The following is a 17,419-nucleotide window of genomic DNA, read 5'->3' as shown; positions in this document are numbered from 1 at the left end:
GCTTATATTTCCAGATTGGTATCTAAAAAAAACTTTGTCAAAATTCAGAACTTTGACAAAGCTAATATGTTATTAAGTTAAATTTAATCTTTTGAAAGGAAATCAAGAACAGAATAATCTCCCAATGAGATCTCTCTTGCTACACCGAAATATTTTGCAGAATTTCCAATCATAGAATTGCTCAGATTTCCATGGTCGATGATCGTGTTTTCCTGTATCAAAGAGTTATCGATGTTGGAATTGATAACAACCGTGTTTTTCCCAATAGAAACATTAGGTCCTATTCTGGAATTGGTTAATTTCACATTTTCGCCAATGAAGCAAGGCGGTATGATCATACAATTTTCGATAACGGCAGAGTCTGGATATTTTGACATACATTCTTTTTCGTATTCCAAAATTTTGCTGTTGGTTTCAACTGTTGCATTTTTATTGCCACAATCCATCCAGTCATCTACTTTTCCAAGAGAGAATTTGGCACCTTTTGCTCGAAGGTTCTCCAAAGCTGTCGTTAATTGGTATTCTCCACCCTCGGTGATGTCATTGTCCATTATATAGTCGATTTCTGACATTAATTTCTCAGCGGAATTGAAATAATAGATCCCAATAATTGCAAGGTCAGAAACATATTCCTTTGGTTTTTCTACAAAATCGGTGATAAAACCATAATCATCCAATTTCACAACACCAAAAGCAGATGGGTCTTCTACTTTTTTCACCCAGATCACCCCGTCAGCATTGGTGTCAAGATGGAAATCTGCACGGAAAAGTGTATCGGCAAATGCGATGATCACCGGCCCGCTCATGCTTTCCCTGGCACAGTTGATGGCGTGGGCAGTTCCAAGCGGTTCGTTTTGTGTGTAGATACTTCCTTTTGCGCCTAGATTTTCAGCTACTTTGATAAGAGATGCTTCTACTTCCGGACCAAAATCTCCAATGATAAAAGCAATCTCTTCGATTGGTTCATTAGCTACTTTTGCAATGTCTTCTACCAGTCTTTGCACGATTGGTTTTCCTGCAATTGGAATTAGTGGTTTTGGAACCGTTAATGTATGTGGTCTTAATCGTGAACCACGACCGGCCATAGGAACTATTATCTTCATAAATTTATTGTTACATTTTTGCTATTAATTGATTAATAGATAGTTTGAGTGTTATTTTATTCCTATTTTATTAAGGAGTTTCTGTGGAATTAATTTCTCCTTTTTTAATAAAATCGTTGCCAAAAGTATAAATATAACATTACCCAGCCAAATGTTTTCTTTTAAATATTGATAATATACCAACGACACTAGCATGGTAATAAGAATGACAGTTATATTTTTATAAATGTTGTAAGGAATCGGATATTTGTAATGTCCCCAAACATAGGATATCACCATCATAAAGAAGTAACTTGCAATGGTTGCCCAGGTCGATGCCCAATATCCGTATTTTGGAATAAAGTAAAAATTAATGATTATAGTAATTAAAACGCCAATTGCTGAAATGTAAGCCCCAATAATTGTTTTGTCGGTCAGTTTATACCAGATCGAAAGGTTAAGATAGATTCCCAGAAACAAACTGGCGAAGAATAATATCGGAAGAATTCCAATGCCTTCATAATATTCCGGATTGTTGATGTAAACTTTGGCAATCCAATCAAGATTGACGGATAAGAATAAGACAATCAAACAATTGATGGCGATGAAAATATCCATCAGCTTTACATACATTTCCTTTGCATTTTTATTCTTTGAATTGCTGAAAAAGAATGGTTCAATTCCCAAAGAATAAGCTTGTCTGAACAATATTACAAAAGTAACAACCTTCGCAACACCACCATAAACACCCAATTCATGTCTGCCGATTTCGTCCGGCAAAAGGAATTTAAGGAACTGCCTGTCAAATGTTTCGTTAATGATTCCGGCCAAACCAGCAATGGTAATTGGCCATGAATATTTTATCATTTTTTTCCAAAGTTCCCAAGAGAAATATTTGATTCTTGCTATGAAAAGCTCTTTGGATAACATCAAGAATGTAATAGAACTCGCAACAAGATTCGCAACAAAAACATACCCGATTCCGAATTTCGAACTGTATTTTAAACCGAAAAGTCCATTGGGGTATTTTGGAAGAATGATGATGAAAAGTACAACCAATAGAAAATTGATAATTCCGTTTGTAATTCTGATTCCTGCATATTTTAATGGTCTTTCATTTTTTCTCAGCATTACAAAAGGCATTGCGCAAAAAGCATCTAAAGCCAGAGTCACCGTTAAAATGGCTAGCAAATCTACCTGGTCAGGCGTTTTAAAGGCATTCGCCAGAGGCTGTCTGTAAAATAATGTAAAAATTAAATAAACCAAAGTCACCGCTAAAACACTGAAAAATGAAGTCGAAATCAATTTCCTGTCATCTTTTTCGTCCAGAGCAAACCGGAAAAAAGTGGTTTCCATTCCATGCGTCAAAAGAACAGCAATAACACCTGCTACAGAATAAAAATCTGCAAAAGGAGAGTAGGCCGTTGGTCCAAAAGTTCTCGTGATAATTGGATTAATAACGAATGGGAAAAGTCTGATAATCACAGTCGTTAATCCATAAAGTGCAGTTTGTCCGAGAAGTTTCTTCATTTTGATTTCAGTTCGAAAATTTTTGCAAAATTAATGGATTCTGGCAAAATTCAATTTTATTTCTTCGGTTTGTTGGTCATATAAAAAGTCAGCTTTCCGCCATTTATAATATCCTGATGTTTGATAGTGAAATCTTTTATGACTTTTCCATTCAATTCGATTTTTTCGATGTAAACATTTTTATCAGACTGATTTTTAGCTTCGATTTCAAATGATTTTCCATTTTCAAGATTCAATGTTGCATTCTTCACACTCGGACTTCCAATCGAGTATTCATCGGAACCTGGTGAAACAGGATAGAAACCCAAACTGCTGAAAATATACCATGCACTCATTTGCCCGCAATCATCATTTCCGCCCAGTCCGTCAGGTTTTGCTTTGTATTGCATCGTCAGGATTTTTCGGATTTGAGACTGCGTTTTCCAAGGTTGTCCGGCAAAATTATAAAGATAAGCGACATGATGTGCAGGTTCGTTTCCGTGAACATAACCGCCGATGATTCCTTCTCTTGTAATGTCTTCTGTATCAGCGAAAAATTCATCTGGCAAATGAATTGTGAATAACTGGTCAAGATTTTCCCCGAATTTCTTTTTTCCGCCCATCGCTTTCATCAATTCCTCAGGATTATGCGGAACGAAAAAACTGTAATTCCAGGAATTTCCTTCAATAAAGCCTTGTCCGTGCGTGCTCAGCAAATCAAATTCTTTTTTGAAACTTCCGTCTGATAATCTCGGTCTCATAAAACCGATTGATTTATCAAAGACATTTTTCCAGTTTTCAGAACGTTTCAGATATTCATTATAGATATCGGTTTTGCCTAATTTCTTAGCAATTTGTGCAATCGCCCAATCGTCGTAAGCGTATTCCAAAGTGTTGGAAACCGATGTTCCGTTTTTCTCCGCAGAGATATAACCTTTGTCGATGTATTCGCCGATGCCTTCGTAACTTCGTTTGTTGGAAGTGGTGATACAAGCCTTTAAAGCTTCCTCAGGATTTCCGGTGTAAGTGCCTTTTACAATTGCATCCGCAATCAAAGAAACCGAATGATAACCGCTCATACACCAGTTTTCATTGGCATAGTGTGACCAAACAGGTAACATTTTCAGGCTGAACTGGTCATAATGTGCCAACATTGATTTTACCATATCATTATTTCGTTTTGGCTGGATGATATTGAAAAACGGATGCAAAGCGCGGTAAGTATCCCAAAGCGAAAATGTGGTGTAGTTTGTAAAATCTTTTGCCTGATGAATATTCTGGTCAAGACCTTTATATTCACCATTGCTATCCATATATGTTGTTGGATTGATAAAAGTATGATACACCGCCGTGTAAAAATTCACATTGTCATCTTCAGATAATGTGTTAACAATGATTTTATTCAACTCCTTATTCCAATCGTTTTGAGCCTGAGCTTTAACGTTTTCAAAATTCCAGTCCGGAGTTTCTTTCTGTAAATTTTCCAAAGCATTGACCTGACTGACTGGCGAAATCGCAAATTTGATTTGAATTTTTTCATTGTCCAGAGTATCAAAATCGAAGTGCATTCTGATTTTCTTTCCGGCAATCTCAGGGAAATTATCATCCTGATTCCATTTTCTCCAAAACCCTCTATAAGCTTGCTTTGAATCAAAATTTTTCTGTCCGTAAGATTTGAAAGGCTTCGAAAATTCCATTGCAAAATAAACTGTTCTGGTTCTTGCCCAGCCATTGGTTTGTCGGTAACCTGTGATTCTATGGTCGTTTTCGATTCTTACATAGGTCCAGATATTTTTGTCATCATAATTGTAAATGCCTGACATCAAATCCAAAATAATATGCGCATCAGCAGATTTTGGAAACGTGTATTGATGAAATCCAACTCTTGTAGTTGCTGTTAATTCCGCTAAAATATTAGAATCATCGAGTTTCACTTTATAATAGCCGGCTTCTGCTTTTTCATTCTGATGAGAAAATCTGGAACGAAATCCACTTCCAGGATTTTGTGCAGTTCCGGGATTCAATTTTACTTTTCCAACAGTCGGCATTATCAGAAAATCACCCAAATCCGAATGCCCTGTTCCGCTAAAATGGGTGTGCGAAAATCCGACAATGGTTTTGTCTTCATAGCGATAACCGGCACAATACTTATAAACATCAGGATTGTATTTTCCGTTGATTTCATAAGACAGCGTATCAGTTTCAGGGCTCAGTTGAACGGCTCCAAAAGGAACAGTTGCACCGGGAAACGTATGTCCCATTTTCTCGGTCCCGATAATTGGATTGACGAATCTGACTAAGTTTTGTAATTTCTGAGAATTGAATAATGAAGCAAATAAAACGGGCAGAATTAAAATGAATTTTCTTAGAGACATTCTTTGGAATTTTGAAGCAATTTAGTCAAATATTAATTATTAATTTTAACCACATAGTCACATAGAAATGCTTTAAATTTTAATCAGATAAAATAGAATTGGAAACTACTAGTCTTAAACTTTTTTAATCTATGTATCTATGTGGTTTAATTTTATCAATTCAAAAACTTTAGTAATCGTTTCCAAAAACTTATTTTTGTATCAAATAGTCTTGAAAGGTCTCCAATTGTATCGTTTAGTATTAGCGATGTCAGGCTGAGGCTCTCGAAGCCTTCATATAAAAAGATAAATCCATAAAAAGTAAATGAAGATCCTGATTAAAAATGCCCAAATCATCAACGAAGGAAAGATCATCCAAAGCGATATTCTCATCGAAAACGATTTGATTTCTAAAATTCAATCCAATATTTCCGAAGAAGCAGACCAAATTATTGATGCTTCGGGAAAATATCTTTTACCTGGAGTGATTGATGACCAGGTTCATTTCCGTGAGCCAGGTTTGACCTGGAAAGGCGATATTGAAACAGAATCACGTGCTGCAATTGCTGGTGGAACTACAAGTTTTATCGAACAACCCAACACGGTTCCAAATGCTGTAACGCAGGAGTTGTTGGCTGATAAATATGAAATCGCTTCTCAAAAATCTTTCGCCAATTACGGTTTTATGATGGGAGGGACGAATAATAATCTCGAAGAAGTTTTAAAGACAGATCCTAGAAATGTCCCGGGAATCAAATTATTTTTAGGTTCGTCAACAGGAAATATGTTGGTCGATAATCCGGAAACTTTAGAAAATATTTTCAGCAATACCAAAATGTTGATCGCTGTTCATTGCGAAGACGAGGCAACCATCAGAGCCAATACTCAAAAATATCTGGATGAATTTGGCGAAGATATTCCGGTGAAATTTCATCATTTAATAAGAAGTGAGGAGGCTTGTTATAAATCTTCGTCAAAAGCGATTGAACTGGCAAAGAAAACAGGCGCAAGACTTCACATTTTCCATTTGTCAACAGCGATTGAAACTGAGCTTTTCAGAAACGATATTCCTTTAAAAGATAAAAAAATAACGGCGGAAGTTTGTGTTCATCATCTGACTTTCACAAACGAAGATTACGACACGAAAGGCGGACTTATCAAATGGAATCCGGCCGTAAAAACACAAAAAGACAAGGACGGACTTTGGGAAGCGTTGTTGGATGACCGAATCGATGTGATCGCAACCGACCACGCTCCACACACTTGGGAAGAAAAGCAGAATGTTTATACAAAATGTCCTTCCGGAGCACCTCTGGTTCAGCATTCTTTGGTTGTGATGTTAGAGAATTTCAAGAATGGAAAAATTTCTCTTGAAAGAATCGTTGAGAAAATGGCTCACAATCCTGCAATTTTATTCAGAATTGAAAAAAGAGGTTTCATCAGAGAAGGTTACAAAGCAGACTTGGTTTTGGTTGATTTAAATCAAAACTGGACGGTTGAGAAAGAAAACATCCTTTACAAATGCGGTTGGAGTCCATTGGAAGGAACTGAGTTTCATTCTAAAGTGACGCACACTTTTGTCAACGGAAATCTGGCTTACGAGAATGGAAAAATCAATGAAGGAAAATTTGGAGAGCGATTGCTTTTTGAAATTCAAGAATAGATTGGAAAGACTGCAAAATTTTGTAGTCTTTTGTTTTAAGTCTCTCGCAGATTGAGCAGATAACGCAGATTCTTGTCATCTGCAAAATTTGCTCAATCTGCGAGAAAAACATCTGACAATTAATTAAAATTAAGCAATTACAATGCTTTCAATTCCTTTTTCCAAAGCCGTTTCTTGAAGATGCGGAAGCCCTAAACCTTCAGCGCGGAAAACACTGACATCCGTAATACCAATAAAACCAAGAACACTTCTCAAATACGGAACCACGAAATCATATGACTGATAATCGCCTTCCGAGAAAACAGAACCGCTTGCCACTGCGATGTATGCTTTTTTATTTTTTACCAGACCTTCAAAACCGTTTTCAGAATATTGGAAAGTCATTCCGCCACGAGCGATATGGTCGATGTAAGCTTTCAAAGCAGATGGAATCCCGAAATTGTAAATAGGAACCGATATCACAATAATATCCGAAGCCTGCAATTGTGCAATCGCATCGTCTGAACGTTTTACAGCTTCATTTTGTTCGGGAGTCCTGTTTTCTGCCGGAATAAACCACGAATCAACCTGCTCTTCTCCTAAATGCGGAAAAGGCGTTTTCAATAAATCCAAAGTTGTAATCGAATGCTCGGGATAAGCTTCCTGTAATTTTTCTTCAATAGCGTTTCCTAAAGTTCTGCTTGCCGAACCATTCGTTCTCGGACTTGAAATAATGTGAAGTATGTTTTTCATACGTAAATATTTATTTGTTTTTAATGTCGTATGGAATCGCTTGTTAGCGATTTCATTTTTTTATAATTAAAATTTCTTCAGCAAAATTATGTACATTTGCTTATCAAAAGTAAGTAGTGAACAAAAGGTTAGTAGTAACCTTTTAGTTAGTTTTAAAATTAATCTTATGGAAAACCCTGTTGAAACTGAAGAAATTGTATGCAGAGGAAGATGTGGCGAAAGTCTTTCTGCTGTGGAAGATGCCATTTATGTTATCGGAGGAAAATGGAAACTGAAGATCATCATCGTTTTGCAGGAATTGGGAAATGTGCGTTTCAATGATTTGCAGAGAACAATTGGCGGAATTTCTGCAAGAGTTTTATCGAATGAGTTGAAAGATTTGGAACTCAACGGATTTGTGAAAAGAGTTGTTCACGCCGACCAAACTCCCGTTATTGTAGAATATATTTCCACCCATTACAGCAAAACCTTGAAACCTGTAATTATGTCACTTGCTGATTGGGGAATAAATCATAAAAAAAACATCAGAGAAGATGTTTTCGATAAATAACTATCAATAGGAGTGGGCTTTAGCCAAAATTTAAACTCTAGCAGATTAAGCAAATCAGGCAGATAAAAAAAATCTGCGTAGTCAGCTCAATCTGCGAGAGAATTTTTTATACTTAATTAAACGACTGCCGAAATTCCAATGGCGACATATTCGTCTTCTTCTTGAAAAGTGTAGAAAAAGACTGAGAATGCTCAAATCCCAATTCATAAGCAATCTCACTTACCGATAATTCCGTTGTAGAAAGTTTCTCTTTCGCTTTGCTGATGAGCTTTTCGTGGATATGTTGTTGCGTATTTTGTCCGGTGTGGATGCGCAAAAGGTCACTCAGATAATTCGGGGAAAGATTCATCGCTTCTGCAATTTGATGAACGGTCAACAATCCTTTTTCAGAAGATTCTTTATCAAAATAATCATTCAAATAAGTCTCAAACTTTGTCAAAAGCTGATGATTTCCGCTTTTTCTGGTAATGAATTGTCTTTCATAAAACCGCTTCGAATAATTTAAAAGCAACTCGATCTGCGACAAAATAATTTCCTGCGTATGCTGGTCGATATGTTCACATTCTTTATCGATCTTATTCAGAATTTCAAGCAAATTATTTTCCTCATCTTCAGATAGATGCAACGCTTCGTTCACGGCATAGGAGAAAAATCCGTAAGACGAAATCGTATTCGCCAAAGAATGTTTCAGCAGAAAATCCTCGTGAAAAATCAAAATATAACCGGTGTTTTCACAATCCATCGTTTTCAAATCGAGATATTGCACCTGATTTGGCGCCGTAAAACTCAAAACGCCTTTATCATAATCATAATGTTGCTGTCCGTATCTGATTTTTCCGGTAGCATTCCGTTTCAGGGCAACACAATAATATCGGCTTACAAAACCTTTCCACACGTCATCTTCAATGAAAACACTTTCCGAAAGATTCACCACACTCACCATCGGATGCTTCGGTTCCGGAAGAGAAAGCAGCCTGTGAAAAGCCGAAATAGATTTTATCGTGTTCATAATTTTAGATTCTAAATATTAAAGGTAATAATTATTTGGGCAGCTATTTCCGCCTTCCGCTCCCAATCTTTTTTGCAGACAATTTTTGTTAAGTTGAACTCGATGAGCAAGCAAAAAAGGATTTCCGCTCAAGTCGGGCTGCAATCATATTGCGTTCCAATTTTATGTTTGAATTAGTTTTTTTCAAACGCAAAGTCAAACAAAAGAAAATTAAAATGCGTTATAAATTTAAGTTAAACAAAGGCGTAAACTTAACAATGAAATACAATTTTAGTATTTCGTAGGTAAGCGAAGCGCCTTTGTATGTCTTAAAAACGTTCGCAAATAAAATAAAAACTTTGTCTCACTTTGCGATTAAATATTTTAAAGTGAAATCAGCAAAATTTGCTCAATCTGCGAGAAATTAAAAATCAATAATCCAAAAGTCCCATCCCAAATTCATCATAAGTCGCTCCTGTATCTGTTCCTAAAGGCACAATACTTTCCAGCTTCTCAATGTCAGATTCACTCAGTTGGATAGTTGCTGCTTCAATATTCTGCTCAAGATATTTTCTGCGTTTTGTTCCCGGAATCGGAACAATTCCTTTGCTGATAATCCAGGCTAAAGCTAATTGTGAAGACGTGATATTTTTTTCTTTCGCCATATTTTCAATCGCTTCTACCAATTCGATGTTCTTGTGGAATTGTTCCCCCTGAAAACGTGGAATCCCTCTTCGGAAATCATTTTCCGGCAAATCGTCAATCGTTTTGATATTTCCGGACAGAAATCCTCTTCCCAACGGAGAATATGCCACAAAACCAATTCCCAGTTCGTTCAGCGTTTTAATCACGCCTTTTTCTTCCACCGTTCTTTCAAACAAAGAATATTCACTTTGAACAGCAGTAATCGGGTGAACTGCGTGCGCTTTTTTGACCGTTTCAGAAGAAACTTCCGACAAACCGATGTAACCGACTTTACCTTCTTTTACCAAATCACTCATCGCTCCAACCGTTTCCTCAATCGGAACATTTTTATCGAGACGATGCATATAATACAGGTCGATGTAATCGGTTTTCAGATTTTTCAAAGAGCGTTCAACAGATTTTTTCACATAATCTTTACTTCCGTTGATTTTCCAGGTAACTTGCTCATTGTCGTCAATTTCCCAACCGAATTTAGTCGCAATAATGTATTGGTCACGATTGCCTTCAATAGCTTTTGCTATGAGTTGTTCGTTTTTGAAAGGACCGTACAAATCGGCAGTGTCGAGAAAGTTTCCGCCCAATTCCAAAGAACGGTGAATGGTTGCAATAGCTTCCGCTTCATCTGTTTTGCCATACATATCGGCATCGCCAAAACCGGTCATTCCCATACAACCCAAACCGATATTAGGGATAATTAATCCCTGATTTCCTAATTTTACTTTTTTCATTTTTTTCTTGATTTTTAATAGGACAAAGTTGATGAGAAATCAAAATTTGGATGTATGCAAAATGACGAAAGTTGTATGAGAATTACTGATGTCAATTAAACGACTTCCGGAATTCCAAAGGAGAAATGTCTGTTTTAGCTTTAAACAGTTTGCTAAAAGACTGCGAATGCTCAAATCCCAGTTCATAAGCAATTTCACTTACGGAAAGTTCCGTTGTAGACAGTTTTTCCTTAGCTTTTTCGATTAGTTTTTCGTGGATGTGCTGTTGAGTAGTTTGTCCGGTCAAAGATTTCAAAAGGCTTCCTAAATAATTAGTTGAAATATTCAGAGACTCGGCAACATAATTCGCAGTTGGCAAACCTTTATTGATGACATCGTTTTTGAAATAATTTTCCAGAATATGTTCTAATTTATCCAAAACCTGATGATTGCTCTTTTTTCTGGTGATGAATTGTCTTTGGTAAAATCGTTCGCAGTAATTCAGAATCACTTCAATTTGAGAAATGATGATATTCTGAGTAAATTCATCAATTCCTGACTGATATTCGCGTTCGATGCCTTTGAAAAGTCCTATCAACGTTTCTTCTTCTCTTTCGGAAAGAAACAACGCTTCATTGACATCATAACCGAAGAATTTATAATTGTGAATGGTCTTTGCCAAAGGCGTATTCCAGATAAAATCGGGATGAAAAGCCAAAAGAAAGCCGGACGGTTTCGTATCGTATTTGTCAATAATCATCCTCACCAGTTGTCTCGGCGCAATGAAGCACATCAGACCACCGTCAAAATCATACTGGCTTTGTCCGTAATGCAATTTTCCCTGGATATCACGCTTGAAACCCATAAAATACAATTCCTGAACCCAGCTGATTTCCGATTCCTCGATTTGATATTCCACCTGGCTGTAATCCACCAGACTAATCATTGGGTGTTGAGGTTGAGACAATCCGCAAATCCTGTGAAATTCAGCAACGGAGTCAATCGTATATAATTTTCTGTTACTCATAATCTAATAAGATTAAAGGCAACAATCCGGAGACTGCTGCCTTACAAATTTAGTAATCTGTTGAAATACTTAATGTTTTGAAATCAGAAATTTCATTTTGAAGTGTGCTTAACTTATTGGTTGCCATTTGAAAAGCATCGGAACCTAAAACCAAATGAACCGGTGGGTTTTCCATTGCCGCCAATTCTATCAAGGCCACCGCCGCTTTTTCCGGGTCGCCGGGCTGATTGCCATTGATGTCCTGCTCGTGCGCTTTTTGAATTTGTCTGGCCGTTGCATAAGCATCAATTTCATTTTCAGGTGTGCGAAGAGAACCGCCGGTTAAAAATTCAGTTCTGAAATAACCGGGATAAACAACAGTTGCATTCACTCCAAATTCTTTCGCTTCCGCAGCCAAAGCTTCCGTGAAACCGACAACGGCAAACTTGGTAGCGCAATAGATTCCCCAACCGGGAAAATCTCCTGAAAGTCCGCCAATTGATGCAATGTTAATCACAAGACCGCTTTTTTGTGCTCTGAGGTAAGGCATTGATTTTCTGATGATATTCAAAGAACCAAAGACATTGGTATCGAAATTCTGACGGCTTTCTTTATCTGTCAATTCTTCTAGAGTTCCCAATTGTCCGTAACCCGCATTATTCACGATAACATCCAATCTTCCTAATTTCTCAACTGTTTTAGAAATCGCTTCTGAAACCGAAATTTCATTAACCAAATCCACTTCCAATGGGATAAAATCAGAGTTTTCTGCGCTGATGACTTTCTGTAATTCCGAAACATTTCTGGATGTTGCTGCCACAGAATAACCTTCAGCTAATAATTTTTTTACTAATGTCAGACCTAAACCTTTTGAAGCGCCAGTCACGAACCATACTTTTTTTGTACTCATTTTGATTGTTTTTAATACGTTAATTATTTACAGGACAAAGTTGAAAAATGATGAACGGAACGGTGTGACCAAATCAAAGATTGTTGTAGCCAAATCTAATATGTCTGATGATGTAATAATATTTCTCGCATAACTTTTGTTAATTCTCAAAACAAAATAAAAATCTAAATTTACCACAGACATTCATCTATAAATTATAATTATGAATCAATACACACAACCAATGTTGCGCGAAGACGCACTAAAAGATAAAGTGGCCATTGTTACGGGAGGCGGAAGCGGGCTTGGGAAAGCGATGACCAAATATTTCTTGGAACTCGGAGCCAAAGTTGTGATTACATCCAGAAACTTAGAAAAACTGCAGGGAACGGCCAGAGAACTGGAAGAACAAACAGGTGGTAAAGTGCTTTGCGTGGCTTGCGATGTACGAAATTGGGAAGAAGTGGAAGCGATGAAAGAAGCCGCTTTGAAAGAATTCGGGAGAATTGATATCCTTTTAAATAATGCTGCAGGAAATTTCATCTCGCCAACCGAAAGATTAACACATTCTGCTTTTGATTCGATTTTAGATATTGTTTTGAAAGGGACTAAGAATTGTACACTTTCCATTGGTAAATATTGGATTGATAACAAAGTTCCGGGAACTGTTCTTAATATTGTAACAACATATGCCTGGACGGGCTCAGCTTATGTTGTTCCGTCTGCCTGTGCAAAAGCAGGTGTTTTGGCAATGACAAGAAGTCTAGCGGTTGAATGGGCAAAATATGGCATCCGCTTCAATGCAATTGCGCCGGGACCATTTCCTACGAAAGGAGCTTGGGATAGATTACTTCCGGGAGATTTGCAGGAGAAGTTCGATATGAAGAAGAAAGTACCGTTGAGAAGAGTAGGGGAACATCAGGAATTAGCCAATCTTGCCGCTTATCTGGTTTCTGATTATTCAGCTTATATGAATGGTGAGGTCGTAACTATAGACGGTGGAGAATGGCTTCAGGGTGCTGGCGAATTCAATATGCTGGAAGATATTCCGCAGGAAATGTGGGATATGCTGGAAGCAATGATTAAAGCCAAAAAATCGAATTGATTTAAAAATAAAGAATAATAAGTCTCAAGTTTGTAACAAATTTGAGATTTTTTTTACCTATTTTTAAATGCTATAAATCTTTTTACCTAATGAAATTGAAATTCCCTAATTTGATTTCTGCTATTGCGATATTTGCTTTTGTTGGCAATTCTTACGCTCAGGAATCTCCAAAGTATGACTATACAGAAGCCTTTAAACCGTTTTTCTATCCTCAAACCGGAACCGAAACCCGTTCTGCAAGTGGACAGCCGGGACACAAATACTGGCAAAACTCCGCTGATTATCAACTGAATGTCAGCCTTAACGAATCAAGCAATGAATTAACAGGCTCAGCCGAAATTACTTATACCAATAACAGCCCGGACCAACTGGGTTTTCTTTGGTTACAATTGGATCAAAATCTTTTTTCCAAAGATTCCAGAGGAAATGCCGTTATTCCATTATCAGGCAGTAGAAATGGTGCGAAGGGAGAAACTTTTGACGGCGGCTACAAAATCAAATCAGTAAAATATGAAGGGAAAGATGTAAAATATACCATTACCGATACAAGAATGCAGATTGACCTGCCCAACGAACTGAAAGCGAATGGCGGTGTTGCTAAATTGAAAATCGAATATTCCTTCATTTCTCCAAAATATGGCTCCGACAGAATGGGAGTTGAAGATACCAAGAACGGGAAGATTTTCACATTGGCGCAATGGTATCCGAGAATGTGCGTGTATGATGACGTAATGGGGTGGAACACTTTGCCTTATTTAGGAGCTTCAGAATTCTATTTGGAATACGGAGCTTTATCAGCTAATATTACGGTGCCTGCTAATCATTATGTAGTAGCATCAGGAGAATTATTGAATGAGAAAGACGTTTATTCTAAAGAGGAAATCAATCGTTGGAACGAAGCCAGAAAGAGCGACAAAGCAGTGATGATTCATCCTGAATCAGAATTAGGGAAAGGAAATCAATCAGGAACAAAAACCTGGAAATTCAAAATAGAAAAAGCAAGAGATTTTGCCTGGGCCTCATCATCGGCATTCATTATCGATGCAGCGAGAATCAACCTTCCAAGTGGTAAAAAATCGTTGGCAATCTCGGCTTATCCAGTAGAAAGCGCAGGTGACAAAGCTTGGGGACGCTCCACCGAATACACAAAAGCTGCCATAGAGCATTACTCTGGAAAATGGTTTGAATATCCTTACCCAGCAGCAACCAATGTTGCCGGAAACGAAGGCGGAATGGAATATCCGGGAATTGTTTTCTGCCATAGAAATTCAAAAGGTGCCGATCTTTGGGGAGTGACGGATCATGAGTTTGGACACACCTGGTTCCCGATGATTGTAGGTTCCAACGAAAGAGTGTTTGCCTGGATGGATGAAGGTTTCAATACATTTATCAATGAACTTTCGACGGAAGCTTTCAACAAAGGCGAATATTACCATAAGCAAGATATCAGCAAAATCGGACCTTTTGTTCAGAGCGATAACTTTGAACAGATTATGGTTGGTCCGGATAATATGAAGGAAAGAAGTATTGGCGTTTTGGCTTATTTCAAGCCTGGCGTTGGATTGGGAATCTTGAGAGAAACTATTTTAGGTCCTGAGAAGTTTGATAAAGCATTCAAAACATATGTTCATAGATGGGCGTTCAAACATCCTACACCTTGGGATTTCTTCCACACGATGGAAAATGTTTCTGGCGAGGAGCTGAACTGGTTCTGGCGAGGCTGGTTTATGAACAAATGGAAAGTAGATCAGGCGGTGAAAAATGTGAAACCTGTCAATGGCGATTTCAAAAACGGAGCTCAGATCACAGTTGAAAATATAGGGCAATTACCAATGCCGACAACCATCTTAGTGACTTTCAAAGATGGAACGACTCAGACGGTTAAATTACCGGTCGAGGTTTGGAAACGCAATACGGAATGGACTTTCCAAATCGATTCTAACAAAGAAGTAACGAATGTAAAGCTTGACCCGCAGTCTATCGTTCCGGATATCAATCCTAAAAATAATTTTTGGCCGGCGAATTAAAATTTAGATAGACAGTAGAATATAGACAAAAAACGCGTTCCAATTGGAACGCGTTTTTTATTTTATTGATGCGACGGATTTCCATCGTCTATTATTTTTATTTCAGGTCTACAAAGCAATCATCTCGGTCACTTCCACATCATAACCGGAAAGAATTGGTTTGATATTAGGATTCTGAGTAATCACTTTAAATTTGTTAATTCCAAGGTCTTTCAAAATCTGAGTTCCGATTCCATAATCACGGAAGTTAGGAGCAATTGTTGGTTGTTCGCTAGTTCCGTCTTGGAAATTCAGGAAATGTTTGATTCTGCTCAATGTATTTTCTTTGTTAGAAACATTGTTGATGAAAACCACAGCGCCTTTTCCTTCAGCATTGATGAGATCAGTAATTTGTTGCATCAATGGATGTTCACCATTAGACAATCTGCTGAAAACATCAAAATAAGTTCCTGTTGACTGAACTCTTACAAGTACAGCTTCGTCCACTGACCAAGTTCCTTTGGTAAGGGCATAATGGATTTGTTCAGTTGGTTTCTCTTCAAAAACGTAAAATTTGAAATCACCGTAATGCGTTTTGATATCACGTTCTTCAATTCTTTCCACAAGGTCGCCCTGTCTCATTCTGTAGTTGATAAGGTCTTCTATGGAAATCACTTTCAAATCATGTTTTTCCCCGAATTTCAAAAGATCCGGCAATCTGGACATACTTCCATCTTCGTTCAGGATTTCGCAGATTACGCCACCTTCTTTCAATCCGGCTAATCTTGTCAGATCAATCGCAGCTTCGGTATGCCCTGCTCTTTTCAGAACGCCACCTTCTCTTGCTCGCAGTGGGAAAATATGTCCAGGTCTCATCAGATCGCCAGGTTTGGTTTCCGAATCCATGATTGCCTGAATGGTTTTTGCACGGTCGCTTGCGGAGATTCCTGTTGTGGCACCTTTTCCAAGAAGGTCCACAGAAATAGTGAAAGCTGTTTCTTTTGGGTCGGTGGAGTTAGCCACCATCGAGTGAAGTTCAAGTTCGTCACATCTTTTTTCGGTAAGTGGCATACAAATCAAACCTCTTGCGTGCGTCACCATAAAGTTCACAATCTCTGGCGTCGTAAGCTCAGCAGCTGCCAGAAGGTCGCCTTCGTTTTCACGGTCTTCGTCGTCTACCACGATGACCATTTTCCCATTTTTAAGGTCCTCAATAGCTTCTTCTATTGTATTAAGTTGGAATTTATCCATTATTTCTAAAAAATTTTTGCAAAGATACTTATTTAGAACCTAATAAAGATTGTAATGATCAATTAAGATATGTAAAACAGCATGTTCAGAAACCAAAGGCGTCCCAAAGAAATTATCATATAAAGCTATATAATATGATAGGTATTTTATAATGGTGTAGGCTAATTTCTTTTACGCTATTTATGAACTCCTAAATTTGTATAAGGTGAATTATAATTCTTTTCTAGCCAATTCTGAATAAATGGTTTGCACTCTTCCACTATAACATGTTTTTATTTTCTATTCCTTTATATTTGAAAAAACTAAGTTGCTTTTATCAAACCTTTCTCTTAGATTTAATTATATTGTGTCGATTTATTAATTGTCAAAGCTTATTTAACATAATGTGGATAACTTTGTTATTTTTATAAGTCACTGTTAAATAATGATTTATTTAATTAAGTTTTACACAATTGTAAACTAATTGTTAATTCAATTTGGAAGTAGTTTATATTTCAACATACATTTGCAGAACCAAAAACGAGAGAATTTGGCAGCGCAGGAGAGGGATAGAGGACATTACGGGACGAATTTCGGGGTTACGAAAAAAAACTTCAGAAAAGTTTTGGTGTTCCGGAAAATATTTTCTACTTTTGCACTCGCAAATCGGGGGAGATGACGACAGGTCGGGACCCCGGGGAAGCGAAGAGAACGAAGTTCATTGACATAACATATAACAACCAAGTAAGGAAAAAAACCAAAGCGTCAATTTTAAATTGAGTTTGAGTTAAGGGACAGACAAACATACAATGGAGAGTTTGATCCTGGCTCAGGATGAACGCTAGCGGGAGGCCTAACACATGCAAGCCGAGCGGTATTTGTCCTTCGGGACA

Annotated in this window: 13 protein-coding genes and 1 rRNA gene; 5 read left to right on the top strand and 9 right to left on the bottom strand. The window is 37.5% G+C overall.

The window, feature by feature from the left end; genetic code table 11:
• Positions 1-83: 83 nt before the first annotated feature.
• From K319_RS0110210 to K319_RS0110200, 3 genes are read right to left on the bottom strand one after another with little or no spacing between them, the layout of a single operon-like run.
• Positions 84-1,103 (bottom strand): sugar phosphate nucleotidyltransferase, encoded by a 1,020-nt coding sequence (locus tag K319_RS0110210; protein ID WP_027383577.1) that lies wholly within the window; start codon positions 1,101-1,103, stop codon positions 84-86.
• 51 nt (positions 1,104-1,154) lie between these two features.
• Positions 1,155-2,612, bottom strand: coding sequence for a lipopolysaccharide biosynthesis protein (locus K319_RS0110205; protein ID WP_034671670.1), 1,458 nt, complete (start codon positions 2,610-2,612; stop codon positions 1,155-1,157).
• A gap of 56 nt (positions 2,613-2,668) precedes the next feature.
• Positions 2,669-4,966 (bottom strand): GH92 family glycosyl hydrolase, encoded by a 2,298-nt coding sequence (locus K319_RS0110200; protein ID WP_084403435.1) that lies wholly within the window; start codon positions 4,964-4,966, stop codon positions 2,669-2,671.
• Between the two features lie 304 nt (positions 4,967-5,270).
• Here K319_RS0110200 and K319_RS0110195 point away from each other — a divergent pair, with 304 nt between their 5' ends.
• On the top strand, positions 5,271-6,608 hold the full coding sequence (locus K319_RS0110195) for a dihydroorotase (protein ID WP_027383574.1): 1,338 nt from the start codon (positions 5,271-5,273) through the stop codon (positions 6,606-6,608).
• Between the two features lie 129 nt (positions 6,609-6,737).
• On the opposite strand, the gene K319_RS0110190 is transcribed toward K319_RS0110195, so the two are convergent.
• Positions 6,738-7,340 carry an FMN-dependent NADH-azoreductase gene (locus K319_RS0110190; RefSeq protein ID WP_027383573.1) on the bottom strand — a complete coding sequence of 201 codons (603 nt, stop codon included), beginning with the start codon at positions 7,338-7,340 and terminating at the stop codon, positions 6,738-6,740.
• Positions 7,341-7,506: 166 nt separating this feature from the next.
• Here K319_RS0110190 and K319_RS0110185 point away from each other — a divergent pair, with 166 nt between their 5' ends.
• Positions 7,507-7,890 carry a winged helix-turn-helix transcriptional regulator gene (locus K319_RS0110185; RefSeq protein WP_034671669.1) on the top strand — a complete coding sequence of 128 codons (384 nt, stop codon included), beginning with the start codon at positions 7,507-7,509 and terminating at the stop codon, positions 7,888-7,890.
• Positions 7,891-8,002: 112 nt separating this feature from the next.
• On the opposite strand, the gene K319_RS0110180 is transcribed toward K319_RS0110185, so the two are convergent.
• The 4 genes from K319_RS0110180 to K319_RS0110165 form a co-directional block, all read right to left on the bottom strand.
• Complete coding sequence (locus K319_RS0110180) at positions 8,003-8,899, bottom strand: helix-turn-helix domain-containing protein (RefSeq protein ID WP_027383571.1); 897 nt, start codon at positions 8,897-8,899, stop codon at positions 8,003-8,005.
• 410 nt (positions 8,900-9,309) lie between these two features.
• Complete coding sequence (locus tag K319_RS0110175; protein WP_027383570.1) at positions 9,310-10,311, bottom strand: aldo/keto reductase; 1,002 nt, start codon at positions 10,309-10,311, stop codon at positions 9,310-9,312.
• A gap of 91 nt (positions 10,312-10,402) precedes the next feature.
• A complete protein-coding gene (locus tag K319_RS0110170) occupies positions 10,403-11,317 on the bottom strand; it encodes a helix-turn-helix domain-containing protein (RefSeq protein WP_027383569.1) in 915 nt (304 codons plus the stop codon).
• Between the two features lie 49 nt (positions 11,318-11,366).
• Positions 11,367-12,206, bottom strand: coding sequence for an SDR family NAD(P)-dependent oxidoreductase (locus K319_RS0110165; protein ID WP_027383568.1), 840 nt, complete (start codon positions 12,204-12,206; stop codon positions 11,367-11,369).
• Between the two features lie 202 nt (positions 12,207-12,408).
• Here K319_RS0110165 and K319_RS0110160 point away from each other — a divergent pair, with 202 nt between their 5' ends.
• Together K319_RS0110160 and K319_RS0110155 are read left to right on the top strand one after the other, a co-directional pair.
• On the top strand, positions 12,409-13,290 hold the full coding sequence (locus tag K319_RS0110160; protein ID WP_027383567.1) for an SDR family oxidoreductase: 882 nt from the start codon (positions 12,409-12,411) through the stop codon (positions 13,288-13,290).
• A gap of 89 nt (positions 13,291-13,379) precedes the next feature.
• Entirely contained in the window at positions 13,380-15,317 is a 1,938-nt protein-coding gene (locus tag K319_RS0110155) for a M1 family metallopeptidase (protein ID WP_027383566.1), read from the top strand.
• 108 nt (positions 15,318-15,425) lie between these two features.
• On the opposite strand, the gene ribB is transcribed toward K319_RS0110155, so the two are convergent.
• Positions 15,426-16,547, bottom strand: a complete 1,122-nt coding sequence (ribB, locus tag K319_RS0110150; protein WP_027383565.1) for a 3,4-dihydroxy-2-butanone-4-phosphate synthase — start codon at positions 16,545-16,547, stop codon at positions 15,426-15,428.
• 785 nt (positions 16,548-17,332) lie between these two features.
• Here ribB and K319_RS0110135 point away from each other — a divergent pair.
• Positions 17,333-17,419: ribosomal RNA gene (locus K319_RS0110135) — 16S ribosomal RNA — on the top strand; the annotation flags it as partial.

This window comes from Epilithonimonas caeni DSM 17710, from assembly GCF_000426465.1.
GTDB lineage: Bacteria > Bacteroidota > Bacteroidia > Flavobacteriales > Weeksellaceae > Epilithonimonas > Epilithonimonas caeni.
This window is presented reverse-complemented; position numbering and strand designations above follow the sequence as displayed.